This is a genomic window from Hyphomicrobium sp. (genome assembly GCF_036833075.1).
Lineage (GTDB): Bacteria > Pseudomonadota > Alphaproteobacteria > Rhizobiales > Hyphomicrobiaceae > Hyphomicrobium_C.
In genome coordinates, this window is record NZ_DAITQL010000046.1 from 1 (window position 1) to 16,944 (window position 16,944).

Annotated in this window: 12 protein-coding genes; all 12 read left to right on the forward strand. The window is 67.0% G+C overall.

Going from position 1 to position 16,944, the window contains the following annotated elements; all coding sequences use genetic code 11:
• The coding region (locus V7082_RS13680; RefSeq protein WP_334149420.1) for an NADP-dependent malic enzyme at window positions 1-1,962 on the forward strand (1,962 nt) is incomplete at its 5' end.
• 117 nt (window positions 1,963-2,079) lie between these two features.
• Window positions 2,080-3,030: a cation diffusion facilitator family transporter gene (locus V7082_RS13685; RefSeq protein ID WP_334149422.1), complete on the forward strand. Its 951-nt coding sequence runs from the start codon at window positions 2,080-2,082 to the stop codon at window positions 3,028-3,030.
• An 81-nt stretch (window positions 3,031-3,111) separates the two neighbouring features.
• Window positions 3,112-5,010 (forward strand): sulfatase-like hydrolase/transferase, encoded by a 1,899-nt coding sequence (locus V7082_RS13690; protein WP_334149424.1) that lies wholly within the window; start codon window positions 3,112-3,114, stop codon window positions 5,008-5,010.
• A 249-nt stretch (window positions 5,011-5,259) separates the two neighbouring features.
• Entirely contained in the window at window positions 5,260-5,853 is a 594-nt protein-coding gene (locus V7082_RS13695; RefSeq protein ID WP_334149426.1) for an HdeD family acid-resistance protein, read from the forward strand.
• A gap of 392 nt (window positions 5,854-6,245) precedes the next feature.
• On the forward strand, window positions 6,246-8,150 hold the full coding sequence (locus tag V7082_RS13700; RefSeq protein WP_442909792.1) for a PHA/PHB synthase family protein: 1,905 nt from the start codon (window positions 6,246-6,248) through the stop codon (window positions 8,148-8,150).
• A gap of 5 nt (window positions 8,151-8,155) precedes the next feature.
• Entirely contained in the window at window positions 8,156-9,139 is a 984-nt protein-coding gene (locus V7082_RS13705) for an HlyD family secretion protein (RefSeq protein WP_334149428.1), read from the forward strand.
• Complete coding sequence (gene rbbA / locus V7082_RS13710) at window positions 9,103-11,871, forward strand: ribosome-associated ATPase/putative transporter RbbA (RefSeq protein WP_334149430.1); 2,769 nt, start codon at window positions 9,103-9,105, stop codon at window positions 11,869-11,871. The genes V7082_RS13705 and rbbA overlap by 37 nt, the downstream gene beginning before the upstream one ends.
• A gap of 4 nt (window positions 11,872-11,875) precedes the next feature.
• Window positions 11,876-13,000, forward strand: a complete 1,125-nt coding sequence (locus V7082_RS13715) for an ABC transporter permease (RefSeq protein ID WP_334149432.1) — start codon at window positions 11,876-11,878, stop codon at window positions 12,998-13,000.
• Between the two features lie 284 nt (window positions 13,001-13,284).
• Window positions 13,285-14,415: a copper-containing nitrite reductase gene (nirK, locus tag V7082_RS13720; protein WP_334149433.1), complete on the forward strand. Its 1,131-nt coding sequence runs from the start codon at window positions 13,285-13,287 to the stop codon at window positions 14,413-14,415.
• A 149-nt stretch (window positions 14,416-14,564) separates the two neighbouring features.
• Complete coding sequence (locus tag V7082_RS13725; protein ID WP_334149435.1) at window positions 14,565-15,497, forward strand: SUMF1/EgtB/PvdO family nonheme iron enzyme; 933 nt, start codon at window positions 14,565-14,567, stop codon at window positions 15,495-15,497.
• 105 nt (window positions 15,498-15,602) lie between these two features.
• The gene (locus V7082_RS13730; protein ID WP_334149463.1) at window positions 15,603-16,313 is read left to right on the forward strand and encodes a Crp/Fnr family transcriptional regulator; all 711 of its coding nucleotides are present in this window, start codon (window positions 15,603-15,605) and stop codon (window positions 16,311-16,313) included.
• Window positions 16,314-16,503: 190 nt separating this feature from the next.
• Window positions 16,504-16,902, forward strand: coding sequence for a 6-carboxytetrahydropterin synthase QueD (queD, locus tag V7082_RS13735; RefSeq protein ID WP_334149437.1), 399 nt, complete (start codon window positions 16,504-16,506; stop codon window positions 16,900-16,902).
• Window positions 16,903-16,944: the final 42 nt, after the last annotated feature.

The window sequence follows — 16,944 nt, forward strand, 5'->3', positions numbered from 1 at the left end:
TTCAAGCGCTTCGCCGACATCGACGCCATAGATCTGCTGGTCGATACCGAGGACGTGGACGCGTTCATCAACTGCGTCCGCTACCTGGGTCCCTCCTTCGGCGGCATCAACCTCGAGGACATCAAGGCGCCGGACTGCTTCATCATCGAGCAGCGCCTCAAGGAGCTACTCGATATCCCGGTCTTTCACGATGACCAGCACGGCACGGCGATCATCGCGGCGGCGGGGCTCATCAATGCGCTCGAGCTCACGGGGCGCGACATTGCCGATTGCCGCCTCGTCGTCAACGGGGCGGGCGCGGCCGGAATCGCCTGCATCGGGCTCGCCATCGCGCTCGGCCTGCCGGCCCGGAACGTCACGCTCTGCGACACCAAGGGCGTCATCTACCAGGGCCGCAGGGACGGCATGAACCAGTGGAAGAGCGCGTATGCCGCGAAGACCGAGGCGCGCACGCTCGCCGAGGCGATCGAGGGTGCCGACGTCTTCTTCGGCCTTTCGGTCAAGGGTGCGCTGACGCGCGAGATGGTCGCCTCCATGGCCGCCAAGCCGATCATCTTCGCCATGGCCAACCCGGACCCCGAGATCACGCCCGAGGAGGTGCAGGCGGTGCGCGACGACGCGATCGTGGCCACGGGGCGATCGGACTACCCCAACCAGATCAACAACGTGCTCGGATTCCCGTTCATCTTCCGCGGTGCGCTCGACGTGCAGGCGCGCACGATCAACGACGAGATGAAGATCGCGGCCGCCCGGGCGCTCGCGGCGCTGGCGCGCGAGGACGTTCCGGATGTGGTGATGGCCGCGTTCCTCGGCCGGAGGCCCACCTTCGGGGCGGACTACATCATCCCGGCGCCGTTCGACCCGCGTCTGATCGGCCGCGTGCCGCTCGCGGTGGCACGGGCCGCGATGGACTCGGGCGTCGCCCGCCGGCCCATCGTCGACATGGACGCCTACGCCTCCCGGCTCAACGCCCGCCTCGACCCGGTGTCCGACTGGCTGCATTCGATCTTCGAGCAGGTGCGCACGGAGCCGAAGCGCGTCGTGTTCGCCGAAGGCGAGGATCCGGCCGTGATCCGCGCCGCCAACAGCTATGCCGCCCAGGGGCTCGGGACGCCGGTTCTCGTCGGAGCGGAGGACGTCGTCCGCGAGCGCTTCCGCGAAACCGGCATCCGCCTGCACGATACGTTCGAGATCGTCGACATGCGCAAATCGCCGCTCGTCGAAGAGTTCACCGAGTTCCTCTATGCCCGCCTGCAGCGGCGCGGGTTCCTCAAGCGCGACTGCGTGCGCCTCGTGACGAACGAGCGCAACGTGTTCGCGGCCCTCCTCGTCGCCCACGGGCTGGCCGACGCCATGGTGGCGGGCGTGACGCGCAACTGGGCGAGCGTCTTCGAGGACGTGCGCCGCGTGATCGATCCCGAGCCGGGCCGGCACGTGATCGGCGTCAGCCTGGCCCTCTGCCGCGGCCGCGGCGTGCTCGTGGCCGACACCAACGTGCACGAGATGCCGACGGCGGAGGAGCTTGCCGACATCGCGACGGAGGCGGCGAGTGCCGCGCGCAAGTTCGGCATGGACCCACGCGTGGCGCTGCTCACGTATTCGACCTTCGGCCAGCCGCCGAGCGAGCGCGGCGACCAGGTGCGCGAAGCCGCCTACATCCTCGCCGAACGGGGCGCCGATTTCGAGTTCGACGGCGACATCGCGGCCGACGCGGCGCTCTCGCCCGACCTCATGAAGCACTATCCGTTCTGCCGTCTCACCGGGCCAGCCAACGTGCTGGTGATGCCCGCCGTGCACGCCGCCTCCATCTCGACCAAGATGCTGAAGGAGCTCGCGGGCGCGACGCTGATCGGTCCGCTGCTGGTCGGTCTCGAGAAAAGCGTGCAGATTTCGACGCTCGGCGCCAAGGAGGCCGACATCCTGAACCTCGCGGCGCTGGCGGCCTACGACTTCGGGGGATGACAGGCAGTAGGCAGTAGGCAGTAGGCAGTAGGCAGTAGGCAGTAGGCAGTAGGCAGTAGGGTGCCTGATTCAGGCGGGCCTCTTGCTTTTTCGATTGGCAAGGCCAGCTTGGGAGCCATGCACACGCATTCCCACGGCCACGATCACGTGCACGGCGCGGGCGCCAGCGAGCGGCGGATCGGGCTTGCGGCGCTTGTCACGGGCCTCTTCATGCTGGCGGAGGTCGCGGGCGGCATCCTGTCGGGGTCGCTGGCGCTCATTGCCGACGCGGGGCACATGCTGACCGATTGCGCGGGGCTGGTGCTCGCGTGGCTCGGTTTCCGCATCGCGCGCCGACCTGCCGACCGGAAGCGCTCCTACGGCTACGGCCGGTTCGGCGTCCTGGTGGCGTTCGCCAACGGGCTTCTGCTGTTTGCCGTCGCGGGCTGGATCGTGGTCGAGGCCGTGCACCGGATCCGTGCGCCGACGCCGGTACTGGGCGGCGTCATGTTCTGGGTGGCGCTCGCGGGGCTCGGCGTCAACATCCTGTCGCTCCACCTGCTCGCGGGCGGCGACCGCGGAAATCTCAACGTGCGCGCCGCCGTGCTTCACGTCGCCGGCGATCTCCTGGGCTCCGTGGCGGCGCTGGCGGCCGCGGTGACGATCCTCATGACGGGATGGATGGCGATCGATCCGATCCTGTCGGTTCTGGTGGCCGTCCTCATCCTCGGGTCCGCGGCCCGGATCGTCCGCGATGCCGGCCATATCCTGCTCGAGGGGACGCCGGCCGGCCTCGATCCGCGCCAGATCGAGCAGGACCTCGAAGCCTCCGTGCCGGGCGTGCGCGACGTGCACCACGTCCACGCCTGGTCGCTCAGCCAGGACCGGCCGATCGTCACGCTGCACGCGCGGATTTCATCCGACGGCGCGGCGCCGGAGGCCGTCACGTCCGCCATCAAGAAACGCCTCAAGACGGCCTACGGCGTGGACCACGCGACCGTGGAGATCGAGTTCGAGCGCTGCGCCGATGCTCCGGCGCCGAAGGATGCGGATGACGAGGCCGCCCATCCCTCAGGGCACCACCACTAAGCACGGTTCCCTATTGCACTCGCTCAATCGGGGCCGCCATACTTATCCTCATGCGGACGCCTTGCACTTGGGGGGACAACAATGGCTGAGAAGGGCGGGCTCACGCGAAGAGGCGCGTTGAAGCTCGGGCTCGCAGGTGCTGCGGGAGCCGCCGGATTGACGGGTCCGCAAGCCGGCGCGGCCGAGACCGCAGGATCGCCCGGCACGAAAAAACCCAACATCCTGCTCCTGCTGGTGGGCGAGCAACGCTTTCCGACCGTCTACGAGAGCGCGGCGCTCAAGGCGTTCCGGGCGGCGCACCTGCCGGCGCAAAGCCGGCTCGCGCAGACCGGCGTCTCGTTCGAGCGGCACTACGCCGCCTCCGTCGCCGGCGTGCCCAGCCGGGCGTCGCTCTATACGGGACACTATCCCTCGCTGCACGGAGCTGCCAACACGGACGGCGGCGCGAAGGCCGCCAACGATCCCGACATGCGCTGGCTGTTGCCGGGCTCCGTGCCGACGATCGGCCACTACCTCAGTCAGGCCGGCTATCGCACGATCTGGAAGGGGAAGTGGCGCGCCACGGACGCCGACCTCAAGGTGCCTGGAACGGACCGATCCATCGCGAGCTACGATGCCAACGGCGTCACGCATCCGGAGCAGGAGGCCCTCTACGTCGCTGCCGACGCGCTCGGCCCGTTCGGCTTCTCGGAATGGGTGGGGCCCGAGCCGCACGGCCCGGAGCCGCTGAGAACCGGCTCCAGCGCCGGGCAGGGCCGGCTCGGCCGGGACCAGGCGATCTCGGCCCAGGTCGTCGAGACGCTCAAGGCGCTGCATCTCTCCGAGACCGACACGCCGTGGTTCCTCGCAGCATCGCTCGCCAACCCGCACGACATCGCGCTCTGGGGCTACTTTTCCAACCTCGCCGCGGACTGGCAGGCCGCCTACGACTTCAGCGTGCCGGACAGCGTGCCCGAAGAGCCGTTCGACACCAGCCTGTTCGCCCGCACGCGCCTCGAGAAGCTCGACGACAAGCCGTCCAGCCAGAGAGCCTTCAGGGACGCCTACGCAACGTTCATGCTGCCGGCCTTCGCGAGCCGGCAGTACTACCGGCTCTACTATCGCCTGCATGCGGACGCGGACCGGCACCTCGCGGAGGTGCTCGCGGCGCTCGAGGCGACGCGGTTCCTCAACGATACCATCGTCATCTTCACGTCGGACCACGGCACCATGCTTGGCGCGCACGGCGGCATGCACCAGAAATGGTACACGGCCTACGACGAGGCCGTGCGGGTTCCGCTCGTGATCTCGATGCCGGGCAATGCACCGGCGCGCACGGTGCCGGTCCCGACCAGCCACATCGACATCGCGCCGACGATCCTGGGGCTCGCCGGCATCGATCACAACGCAGCGCGCGAGGCGATCGCGGGACGCTTCACCGATCCGCTGCCGCTCGTGGGGCGCGACCTGTCCCCCCTGATCCGCGGCGCGGCGGCGCCCGATCAGTTCACCGAGCCCATCTATTTCATGACGGACGACGACCCGAGCCGCGGCCTCGGCGGCGGCACGAACTTTCTCGGCATCCCCCCGCAGTCGATGGTGCAGCCGAACCACGTCGAAAGCATCATCGCGGCGATCGGCGGCGAGATCTGGAAATATTCGCGCTATTTCGATCATCCCCGCTACTGGAGCGCGCCGGGAACGCCCGGCGCCGAGGGCGTGCAGGATGTGGTCCGCAAGCCTTTGCCGCCCGAGGGGGAGGACGACGGTAGCCCGCGGCGCGTCTACGAGGAGCGCATCAAGACGCAGCCTGCACCGAACGAGTACGAAATGTACAACGTCACCGCCGACCCGATGGAACTCGAGAACCTGGCCGGGAAACCCGAGTGGAAGGAGCGCGAGAGCAAGATGCGCGAGTTGCTCGTCGAACAGTGCGCGCGCAAGCGGCTGGTGCCGGCAAGCGGCCCGGTGCCAGGAGAGGACGGCTGCCGCAAGGCGTGAGGCGATCGCCCGGAGGGGACGCGGGGACAGTCTGGAGGTGGCGGCGGGCGACGCTCACCGACGGGCCGGCGGCGTTCGTTCCGGCTCTCCACCACGAACCATGTTCAACCGAGCTCCCCTACGCCTTCGGATCAGACTTAAGTGCATGGCGGCGCGAAAATAATTTCATTGAGAAACGCACCGTTCGGAGTAAGGCTTGAGGGGTTGGGGGTCCACTGACGTTTCCAGCCCTACATCCGGAGATTGGCCATGACCACCTCACCGACCACCTACCCGCCGGGTACCGTTCGGATGCGCCCGATGCTCGACGCGCTCGCGCGGAACTGGGGACTCATCCTGCTGCGCGGGCTCGTCGCCATCCTGTTTGGCGTCCTCGCCTTCGTCTGGCCGAAGATCACGCTCCTCTCCCTCGTCCTCCTCTACGGCGCCTTTGCGTTCGCGGACGGCATCCTCGCCATCGCGGCAGCGATCCGGGGAGGCGCTCCGGCGCCGCGCTGGTGGATGGCGCTGATCGGGCTTTTCGGCATCGCGGCCGGCGTGCTGACACTGCTCTGGCCGCAGATCACGGCGCTCGTGCTGCTCTTCTTCATCGCCGGCTGGGCGATCGCGAACGGCCTCATGCAGATCATCGGCGCGTTCAAGCTGCGCGAGGAGCTCACCGGCGAGTGGATGCTGATCGCCAACGGCGCGCTCTCTGTGACGTTCGGCGTTCTCCTCGCGTTCTGGCCGAAGGCGGGCGCGCTGGCGATGGTGCTCGTCATCGGCGCGTTCGCCATCATGTATGGCATCCTCCTCGTGATGTTCGCGCTGCGGCTGCGCAAGCTCGCGGAGGTCCGGATCTAGAGGTCATAACCTCATTATCGGCGGGACCGGATGCGCCCGCGACGCGGGATGTGGGCGGCCGTCCGGCGCGGCGAGACGCACACTGTTGACGGCGATCAAGGCCCGGCAAGCCCGGACATGGTTTCAAGTTGCATGGCTCCTTGATTTCGTCCCCCGAGCCGCTCACCGGACGTCTCCCCCCATGGTCCGGAGCAGCAGTCCCGAAGCGCCCGTTTCGGGACTGCTTTTTTTGTCCGTGGCGTCCTGCGGTCCGCCTGTCCGGGGTCCGCGCCCGCGCATCTGCGGAACCCCTCGGGGTCCCTCGGCGTAACCGCGCTGTTTTGCCCCTGACATGGCCGCACATTTTGAAGCAAGCTCGATCCGGATCATCATGGACTGAAATGGAGGATCCCATGGCCTCACGCGCGATCTCCAGATTTCCAGCCGTTCCCCCCACCGAGGAGAAGCCCGCCGCGGCCGCCGGAGCGGTGGCGCCCGCTCCGCCCCGGACGGATGCGCACAAAGCGCCCTGCCACAAGATGCTCGCCCCCAGGATGCCCGAGCCTTGGCCGATCACGCGCGATTCCTATGCGTCGACCGCGCTCGGCGACGTCATCGACCGCTCGCTGCACGCTGCGGTCTCGCGCCTGACGGCGGGCCTTTCGCCGGCGGCGCTCGCGGAAGCCTACTTCGACTGGGCGGCGCACCTCGCCACCTCGCCGGGCAAGCAAGCGCAGCTCATCGACAAGGCGTTCCGCAAGTCGGTGAGGCTCGGGCGGCATCTCTCGAAGCAGATGATGGCCGGAGGATGCGGCGGCGAGCGCCCCTGCATCGAGCCCTTGCCGCAGGACCGGCGCTTTGCCGGCGCGGCCTGGCAGACGTGGCCGTACAATGTCATCCACCAGAGCTTTCTCCTGCAGCAGCAGTGGTGGCACAACGCCACCACCGGCGTGCGCGGCGTGACGGAGCAGCACGAGCGGGTCGTCGAGTTCGCCTCGCGCCAGCTTCTCGACATGCTTTCGCCCGCCAATTTCATCGCCACCAACCCGGAGGTGCTGGAAAAGACCGTCAACGAGGGGGGCATGAACCTCGTGCGCGGGTTCCAGAACTTCGTCGAGGACTGGGAGCGCGCGGTCGCAGGGGCAAAGCCGGTCGGGGCGGAGCAGTTCGCGGTGGGCGACAACATCGCCGTCTCGCCCGGGAAGGTCATCTACCGCAACCGGCTGATCGAGCTCATCCAGTACGAGCCGACGACGGACGAGGTCCGCCCCGAGCCGATCCTGATCGTGCCGGCGTGGATCATGAAGTACTACATCCTCGATCTCTCGCAGCACAATTCGCTGGTGCGCTATCTCACGGACCAGGGCTTCACCGTGTTCATGATCTCGTGGAAGAACCCGGGCCCCGAGGACCGCGACCTCGGCATGGAGGATTACCGCACCCTCGGCATCATGGCGGCGCTCGATGCCGTCGGCGCGGTCGTGCCAGAGCGGAAGGTGCATGCGGTCGGCTATTGCCTCGGCGGGACGCTGCTCGCGATCGCGGCCTCAGCCCTGGCGCGGGACCGCGACGACCGTCTCGCGACGCTGACGCTCCTTGCGGCGCAGACCGACTTCACGGAAGCCGGCGAGCTCATGCTGTTCATCAACGAGAGCCAGCTCTCGTTCCTCGACGATACGATGTGGGAGCAGGGCTTCCTCGATACACGGCAGATGGCCGGTGCGTTCCAGCTCCTGCGCTCGAACGATCTCGTCTGGTCGCGGATGGTGCACAACTATCTCATGGGCGAGCGGGAGACCATGAGCGATCTCATGGCCTGGAACGCCGATGCCACGCGCATGCCCTACAGGATGCACTCCGAATACCTCAGGCGCATGTTCCTCGACAACGATCTTGCCGAAGGCCGCTTCAAGGCCGGAGGCCGGCCCGTGGCGCTGACCGACATGCGCGCGCCCATCTTCGCCGTCGGCACGGTGCGCGACCACGTCGCGCCGTGGCGCTCGGTGTTCAAGATCCATCTGCTGACGGACACCGACGTGACGTTTCTTCTCACCTCCGGCGGCCACAATGCCGGCATCGTCTCGGAGCCCGGCCACAAGGGCCGCACCTATCAGGTGGCGACCAAATCGGCGACCGAGCACTACACCGATCCCGAGACCTGGCGCAGCCACACACCGACCCGCGACGGCTCCTGGTGGCCCGAGCTCGCCCAGTGGCTCGCAAGCCGCTCGGGCGCACCGGTTCCGCCGCCGCCGATGGGCTCGCGCGGATACGCTCCGATCATGGACGCGCCCGGCTGCTACGTGTTTCAGGAGTAGACGGCATGCCATCGCGCAAGGTTCTCGCCGGTCTTGCGGCGGGCGCGCTAGCGATCGCCGCGGCGCTGATCTGGTTCGTTCTTCGGGCGCCCAGCGATCCGCCGGAAGGCTTCGCGAGGACGAACGGGCGCATCGAGGCCGAACGCGTCGACATCGCGACGAAGTTCCCCGGACGCCTGAAGTCGGTACTCGTCAAGGAGGGCGATCTCGTCAAGGCCGGGCAGGTGCTGGCGCAGCTCGATACCGCCGAGCTCGAGGCGCAGCTCAAGGAGGCCGAGGCTTCGAAGGTGCAGGCGGAGCAGCAGCTTGCCCAGGCCGTCGCCCTCGTCGCCCAGCGCGACAGCGAGCTCAGGCTCGCCACGCTGCAGCTCGAGCGCTCGCTCAGCCTCGTCAGCAAGGGCGTGACCTCGCAGGAGATCGTCGATCAGCGTGAATCGGCAAAGCGGACGGCGGAAGCCGCCGTCAACTCGGCCAATGCCGAGGTCGCCGTGGCCAAGGCCGCGATTGAAGCCGCCGCGGCGCGCATCAACCGCCTCGCCGTCGACATCGACGATTCCTCGCTCAAGGCGCCGCGCAACGGGCGTGTCGAATACCGGCTCGCGCTTCCGGGCGAGGTGCTGGCGGCCGGCGGCCGCGTGCTGACCGTGCTCGACCTCACCGACGTCTACATGACGGTATTCTTTCCGACCAATGAGGCCGGCCGGCTCAGGATCGGGAGCGAGGCGCGCGTGATCTTTGATGCCGCGCCTCAGTACGTCGTGCCCGCCACGGTGACGTTCGTCGCCTCCGAGGCGCAGTTCACGCCGAAATACGTGGAGACGAAAATCGAGCGCGAGAAGCTCATGTTCCGCGTCAAGCTCTCGCTCCCCGCAGAGATCCTCGCGGCGCACGAGAACGTCGTCAAGACGGGCGTGCCGGGCGTGGGCTACGTCAAGCTGAGTGAGGATGCCGTATGGCCGAAACGCCTGTCCGTCACGCTTCCTCAGTGACGGCGGAGGCGGCCTCCCTGGTCTCGGTCACGCACCGCTACGGGGAGCGGCTGGCGCTCGACGATGTCACGGTCGCCATTCCGGCGGGCTCGATGACGGGCCTCATCGGACCGGACGGCGTCGGCAAGTCGACGCTGCTGGCGCTCGTGGCCGGCGTGCGCCGCATCCAGACGGGGGACGTGACGGCGCTTGGCGGCGACATGCGGTCGAGCGCGCATCGCCAGTCCGCCTATTCCCGCATCGCCTACATGCCGCAAGGCCTCGGGCGGAATCTCTATCCAACGCTCTCGGTGGCGGAGAACATCGATTTCTTCGGCCGGCTGTTCGGCCAGGGCGAAGCCGAGCGGCGCTGGCGCATCGACGACCTCACGCGCAGCACCGGGCTCGATCCGTTCCTCGACCGGCCGGCCGGCAAGCTCTCGGGCGGCATGAAGCAGAAGCTGTCGCTCTGCTGCGCGCTCATCCACGATCCGGACCTCCTGATCCTCGACGAGCCGACGACCGGCGTCGATCCGCTGTCCCGCCGCCAGTTCTGGGAGCTGATCGGCCGCATCCGCGCGCGAAATCCCTCGATCAGCGTGGCGACCGCGACCGCCTACATGGAGGAGGCGGCGGAGTTCGACCACATGATCGCGATGGACAACGGGCGCGTGCTGGCCACGGGATCGGCGCGCGACCTCATCGGCAAGACCGGCGCGGCCTCGCTCGAGGATGCGTTCATCGCGCTGCTCCCCGAGGAGCGGCGCGGCCAGCGCAGGGGGGCCCTCGTCGTGCCGCCGAGGCGTTCGCGCGATGGGGAGGCGGCCATCGAGGCCGAGCATCTGACGATGAGGTTCGGCGATTTCGTCGCCGTCGACGATGTGTCCCTCAGCATCCCGCGCGGCGAGATCTTCGGCTTCCTCGGCTCCAACGGCTGCGGCAAGACGACGACGATGAAGATCCTGACCGGGCTCCTGCAGCAGACGTCGGGGACCGCCCGCCTGTTCGGCCAGCCGACCAACGCCGCCGACATCGAGACGCGCAAGCGCGTCGGCTATATGTCGCAATCGTTCTCGCTCTATACCGAGCTCACCGTGCGGCAGAACCTGATGCTGCACGGCGAGCTCTTCCATATCGCGCCCGACCAGATCCCGGCGCGGATCGCGGCCGTGCTCGACCGTTTCGACCTTGCCGGGGTCGCCGACGCCTATCCGGATGCGCTGCCGCTCGGCGTGCGCCAGAGGCTGCAGCTCGCAACCGCCGTGTTGCATCGGCCGGAAGTTCTGATCCTCGACGAGCCGACCTCGGGCGTGGACCCCATCGCGCGCGATACGTTCTGGGAGCAGCTCATCCGCCTGTCGCGCGAGGACGATGTCACCATCTTCCTCTCGACGCATTTCGTGAACGAAGCCGAGCGCTGCGACCGCGTCTCGCTCATGCATGCGGGGCGCATCCTCGCCATGGGCACGCCGGCCGAGATCGTCGCCGCCGAAAAGGCGCCTTCGCTCGATGTCGCCTTCATCGACCTGCTCGAGACGGCGCAGGCCCGCCCGGAGACCAAAGAAACTCCGGCGACGGCGACGCTCGCTGCGCCGGCTCCGGACGCGACCGGAGGACAGGCGCACGCGCGCCAGCTCGGCAAGCTCTGGGCGTTCGCGCGCCGCGAGGCGCTCGAGCTCATCCGCGATCCGATCCGCATCGCGTTCGCTCTCCTCGGTCCCCTGATCCTCGCTACCACGATGGCCTTCGGCATCTCGTTCGACATCGAGAACGTGCCCTATGCGGTGCTCGACGGAGACCAGTCGGCCGAGAGCCGGACCTTTCTCGAAGCCTTTTCCAGCTCCCGATATTTCGAGACACGCCCTCCGATCACGAGCCTCGCCGAGATCGACCGGCGGCTCGAAGCGGGCGAGATCCGCGTGGCGATCATGATCCCGCCGGACTTCGGACGCGACCTCCTGCGTGGGAGAACGCCGGAGGTCGGCGCGGTGCTCGACGGGGCCAACACGTTCCGCGCCGAGACCACCCGCGGCTACGTGCAGGGGGTGCTGTCCTCCTACATCACCGATCTCGCCCGCCGCGAGGGGCTCGAGGACGCCGTCGCCTTGCCGATGCGCATCGAAACGCGGTTCCGCTACAATCAGGCGTTTCTCAGCCTGGAAGCCATTTCGCCCGGCGTGCTGATGATGCTGATCATCATGTTCTCGACTATGCTGACCGCGCTCGGCATCGTGCGCGAGAAGGAGCTCGGGTCGATCGTCAACCTCTACGCGGCGCCGGTCTCGAAGCTCGCGTTTCTGATCGGCAAGCAACTCCCCTACGTCGCGCTCGGGCTCGTGAGCTTCGTGACGCTCGTGGTGCTGATCGTCTTCGGGTTCGGCGTGCCGCTCCGCGGCAGCTTCCTCGCGCTCGCTCTCGGCGCCGTCGTCTACTGTGTCGCAGCGACCGCATTCGGGCTCGTGGTGTCGAGCTTCGTGCGCTCGCAGATCGCCGCCATTTTCGGCTCGGCGATCATCGTCACGGTCCCGACCGCAAACTTCTCGGGAATGATGTACCCCGTCTCGACGCTCGAAGGGGGCGCACGCATCATCGGCCAGCTGTTTCCGGCCCTCTATTTCCAGCGCATCAGCACCGGCGTGTTCAACAAGGGGCAGGATTTCGCGGCGCTGTACGGCAATCATCTGGCGCTTGCCGCCTTCTGCCTCGTGTTCTGGACGGCGGCTGCACTTTTGCTGCAGCGACAGGAGCGGTAGGCCGATGCGGACGCTCGGAAACATCTTCCGGCTCGGCGTGAAGGAGCTCCACAGCCTCCGCAACGATCCGGTGATGGTGTTCCTCATCCTCTACACGTTCACCGTCGCCATCTACACCGTCGCGCACGGCGTCAAGACGGAGGTCTCCAACGCGTCGGTGGGCATCGTCGACGAGGATCAGTCGAACCTGTCGCGCACGCTCGTCGCCGCCCTCCTCAAACCTTATTTCAAGGAGCCGCGGCCTCTCACGCTGTCCGAGATCGATTCCGCGCTCGACAGCGGCACCCACTCGTTCGTCATCGACATTCCGCCGCGCTTCGAGGCCGATCTTCTCGCCGGTCGCACGCCCACGATCCAGATCAACGTCGACGCGACGTCCATGACGCTCGCGGGGAACGGAACGGCCTACATTCAGAGCATCATCGCCACGGAGCTCGGCCGGTTCCTGAAAACGCCGCGGGAGAGCCAGGAGGGCCCGGTCAAGCTCGAGATCCGCGCGCGCTTCAACCCGAACCTCGAGTCGAGCTGGTTCATGGCCATCGTGCAGATCATCAACAACGTGACGATGCTGTCGATGATCCTTGCCGGCGCGGCGGTGATCCGCGAGCGCGAGCATGGCACCATCGAGCATCTCCTGGTCATGCCGGTGACGCCGCTCGAGATCATGATGGCCAAGGTCTGGGCCAACGGCGCCGTCATCCTCGCCGCCGTGCTCGGGTCGCTGATCTTCGTCGTGCACGGCCTTCTGGGGGTGGCGATCGCCGGGTCCTATACGCTGTTCGCCTTCGGTACGGGGCTCTTCCTCTTTTCGATGACGAGCCTCGGCATCACGCTCGCCACCATCGCGCGCTCGATGCCGCAATTCGGGCTGCTCGCCATTCCGTTCTTCGTCGTCATGAACATGCTGTCCGGCGGCGTCACGCCACTCGAGGCCATGCCGGCCGCCCTGCGGACGCTGATGCAGGCGGCACCCTCGACGCACTATACGGCGTTCGCGCAGGCCGTGCTGATGCGCGGAGCAGGCCTCGGAATCGTCTGGCCGCAGCTCGTCGCAACGGGCGCCATCGGCGCGGCGCTTCTCGGCTACGCTCTGCTGCGGTTCCGCCGCTCCATGGCGGCCGTCCGCTAGGCTCCTGTGACGAATTCATCGATTGTTTCTCTGCGCTTGTCGCATCGGCTTGAGATGCGCCATCCCCCTTCCCGGCGCCAGGCGATCCACCCTCCCACGGGAGCCCCCGCACCCGGCCCCCTTTTTGAGCCTCCCCGGGGGCCGGGAGGCACGCCATCTCCTGCGAATTTGCCGCATCGGACCGACCGCGCTCTTTGTTCCGACGCAAAGAGCGAACCGGCCGATCTCCTGCATAAAACATCTGGGCCGATAATCGTTCGAGCCCAATCAGAAGGAGAAGCCCAATGGCTGAGCAAATGAAAATGTCACGCCGCACCATGGTTGCCAGCGTAGCTCTCGCCGGGGCGCTCGCGCCGCTCGTGCAAGCCACACCCTCACACGCGCAGAAGGCGGCCGTGGCGGTCAGCCCCGTCGACATCTCGTCTCTGCCAAGGGTGAAGGTCGAGCTGGTTAGGCCTCCCTTCGTCCATGCTCATACGCAGAAGGCGGAAGGCGGCCCCAAGATCGTCGAGTTCACCATGACGATCGAAGAGAAGAAGATGATCATCGACGACAAGGGCACCGAGGTCCACGCCATGACCTTCAACGGTTCCGTTCCGGGGCCCCTGATGGTCGTGCACCAGGACGACTACGTCGAGCTGACGCTGATCAACCCCGACACCAACAGCATGCCGCACAACATCGACTTCCACTCGGCGACGGGTGCGTTGGGCGGCGCGGGTCTCACGCTCGTCAGCCCGGGCGAGCGGGCCACCCTGCGCTTCAAGGCGACCAAACCCGGCGTCTTCGTCTACCACTGCGCGCCTCCAGGCATGGTTCCCTGGCACGTCGTCTCGGGCATGAACGGCGCCATCATGGTGCTGCCGCGCGAGGGTCTCACTGACGGCAAGGGCAAGGAGCTCCCCTACGATCACGTCTACTACGTCGGCGAGCAGGACTACTACATTCCGCGCGATGAGAAGGGCAAGTTCAAGAAGTACGAGACGATCGGCGAAGGCTACTCCGATATGGTGGAGGTCATGCGCACGCTGACACCGACCCATGTCGTGTTCAACGGTGCGGTGGGCGCCCTCACCGGCGACAATGCGCTGAAAGCCGCCGTCGGCGAGCGGGTCTTGATCGTCCATTCGCAGGCCAACCGCGATACGCGTCCGCACCTCATCGGCGGGCACGGCGACTACGTGTGGCCGACGGGCAAGTTCCGCACCCCGCCGGACGTCGACCAGGAGACTTGGTTCATCCCGGGCGGGACCGCGGGCGCGGCGTACTACACGTTCGAGCAGCCCGGCGTCTACGCGTACGTGAACCACAACCTGATCGAGGCGTTCGAGCTCGGCGCGGCGGGTCACTTCGTCGTCACCGGCGATTGGAACGACGACCTGATGACTTCGGTGGCGGCTCCCTCGGGAAGCTGACCACTCACAAGACAGGGCGCGCCGCGAGATACGTCGACGGCGCGCCTGCCCGGCGCTAGCGGATCACGTATCTGCGGTCCGCCAGCGCCCCAATCCCGGGGGCGTCCCCCTCACCACGCGCTCTCGGCGAGACAGGCACAGAGGTCATCATGGCTACGCCTTACGCCAGATCAGATGCGTTGTCGGCACTCGTTGTCATCCCGCCGCTGCTGCTCGCCATGGGTGCGGGCCTGACAGCGGGCCTGTTTGCCATGAAGGCGGGTTTCTTCGGCGGCAGCACGCCCGAGGCCCCGTTTGCGACGAGCGCGCCGCAAACGATCGTGGTCGCCCCCCGCACGGTCAGCTACCGCGCTCCCGGCGAATACACCCGCGGCGGCTATCCGGTCGACGCACCTATGCGCACGGTCTCCATCGAGCGCCCGCTCACGATCATGAAGCATCAGGTTTCCAAGGGAGAGTATGCGCGTTGCGTGGCTCAAGGCGCGTGTCCGGCGCCCGAGCCCGAGTTCTCAACCCCCGGCCAGGACGATGTGCCGGCGACGGGCGTCAGCTTCGCCGACGCGCGCGCCTATGCGACATGGCTCAGCCGGGAGACCGGCGAGACCTGGCGGCTGCCGACGGACGAGGAGCTCGTTTTCGCCGCCGGCTCGCGCTTCCCCGATGAAGCCCTGGGCGATGCGGCCGGAGGCACCAATCGCGCCGACCGCTGGCTCGAGACCTACCGTCGGGAGACATCGCGCGGCGAGGGCCGCGATGGGGTTCCGAAGTCGCTCGGACAGTTCGGCGAGAACGAGCTCGGTCTCGCCGATTTCGGGGGCAACGTCTGGGAATGGACCACGACCTGCTTCCATCGCGTCAATCTCGACCGGGCGGGTCCGAATTTGGATGACACGTCGTCCTGCGGCATTCAGATGGTCGCCGGGCAGCACCGGGCGGCGATGGTCTACTTCGTGCGCAACCCCAAGGGCGGCGGCTGTGCCGTCGGAGCGCCGCCGGATAACCTGGGGTTCCGCCTCGTCAAGGATACTCCGTGGTATGAGCCTTTACTTAGACCCCTGCGGAAGACCCACCTGATCTCCTAAAAACGGGCTGCGACACCAAGGGTATTCCTACGTAGGGAGTGATCTTTCTGGATCCTCCGCAGCGTGATAGTTTTCACGACCAACTGCGGTGGGGCCCGCCTGGTCGTGAAAATAGACTGGACCGTCATCAAGTCGCTTCCCCTGTTCGAACGGATGAGCGATACCGACCTCGAAGCGTTCGTGGATCGTGCATCATACCGGCCTGTGCCTCAGGGGGAGGCGGTATTCAAGCAGGGCCAGACGGCGGCGAGCTTCTACCTGCTTCTCAGCGGACGCCTCAAGGTCACCCAGGTTACGGGAGATGGCCAGCAGGTCATCGTCCGCGTTGTGCATCCCGGCGAGCTGTTCGGATTCACCATGGCGCTCCGGCGCCCGGACTATCCCGGCACGGCGACGGCTGCGACGAACAGCATCGTCCTCTCGTGGCCGAGCGAGCTCTGGCCGCAATTCGTCGAGCAGAACGGCCGCCTCGCCGCGAGCGCCATCCAAACCATGGGGCGGCAGCTCGAGGAGGCCCACACGCGAATCCGGGAGATGTCGACGCAGGAGGTCGAGCGCCGCGTCGCTCACGCCATTTTGCGTCTCTCCGTGCAGGCGGGCCGACAGGAGGAGAGCGGCATCCGGATCGCCTTTCCGATCTCGCGTCAGGATATTGCCGAGATGACGGGGACGACGCTGCACACAGTCTCGCGCATTTTGAGCGCCTGGGAGACACAGGGTCTTGTCGCGTGCGGACGCCAGAAAGTCCTCGTGCGCGACATCTGCGGCCTATCGCGCCTTGCCGAGGGCGAGCGCAGCGAGGCCGACCCGCAGTAGCGGGCTTCTCAACGCACCGAGCGACTGGGTCCGCTCCCTTGCCGTGGCACATTTATAGCGGTATCGCCGTCTTTTCCCGCCGACAGGAGGCGAAGGCCTTCGCCATCCGTCAGCTTTTGGGCTTCGGTCCGCCGAGGCCGCGCGTTGAAATTCGACCCTGATCAAAGCACTGCCGACAAGGTGATACAGAATGGGCGAGCAAACCGCCGGAGAAGGATCCAACGCCATGGGCGAGCGCGTCCGTATCACTGCCACGTACAGCTTCGAGGCCGCCCATTGGCTTCCGCACGTCCCCGACGGGCACAAGTGCAAGCGCATGCATGGCCACAACTACAAGATCGAGGTGGCGGTCAGGGGCCCACTCGATGAGCGCGGCTTCGTGGTCGACTACGCCGAACTCGACGCCGTCGTGCAGCCCATCATCGATCGCCTCGATCACCGCTGCCTGAATGATATTCCCGGGCTCGAGAACCCGACGAGCGAAATCCTGGCGATCTGGCTCCGCGATCGCATCAAGGCATCGCTGCCGGCGTTCTCGCCAGAGATCAAGGTCTGGGAAACGCCCCGCTATTGTGCGGAGGTCACTTGATTTTACGTTTCTACAGGACAGCTTCTGCGCGAGCTTCTACAG

Excerpts from the sequence above, each read along its gene's own strand:
- V7082_RS13685 (WP_334149422.1), top strand. The coding sequence starts at position 2,080 with ATGCACACGCATTCCCACGGCCACGATCACGTGCACGGCGCGGGCGCC.
- V7082_RS13690 (WP_334149424.1), top strand. The coding sequence starts at position 3,112 with ATGGCTGAGAAGGGCGGGCTCACGCGAAGAGGCGCGTTGAAGCTCGGG.
- V7082_RS13695 (WP_334149426.1), top strand. The coding sequence starts at position 5,260 with ATGACCACCTCACCGACCACCTACCCGCCGGGTACCGTTCGGATGCGC.
- V7082_RS13700 (WP_442909792.1), top strand. The coding sequence starts at position 6,246 with ATGGCCTCACGCGCGATCTCCAGATTTCCAGCCGTTCCCCCCACCGAG.
- V7082_RS13705 (WP_334149428.1), top strand. The coding sequence starts at position 8,156 with ATGCCATCGCGCAAGGTTCTCGCCGGTCTTGCGGCGGGCGCGCTAGCG.
- rbbA (WP_334149430.1), top strand. The coding sequence starts at position 9,103 with ATGGCCGAAACGCCTGTCCGTCACGCTTCCTCAGTGACGGCGGAGGCG.
- V7082_RS13715 (WP_334149432.1), top strand. The coding sequence starts at position 11,876 with ATGCGGACGCTCGGAAACATCTTCCGGCTCGGCGTGAAGGAGCTCCAC.
- nirK (WP_334149433.1), top strand. The coding sequence starts at position 13,285 with ATGGCTGAGCAAATGAAAATGTCACGCCGCACCATGGTTGCCAGCGTA.
- V7082_RS13725 (WP_334149435.1), top strand. The coding sequence starts at position 14,565 with ATGGCTACGCCTTACGCCAGATCAGATGCGTTGTCGGCACTCGTTGTC.
- queD (WP_334149437.1), top strand. The coding sequence starts at position 16,504 with ATGGGCGAGCAAACCGCCGGAGAAGGATCCAACGCCATGGGCGAGCGC.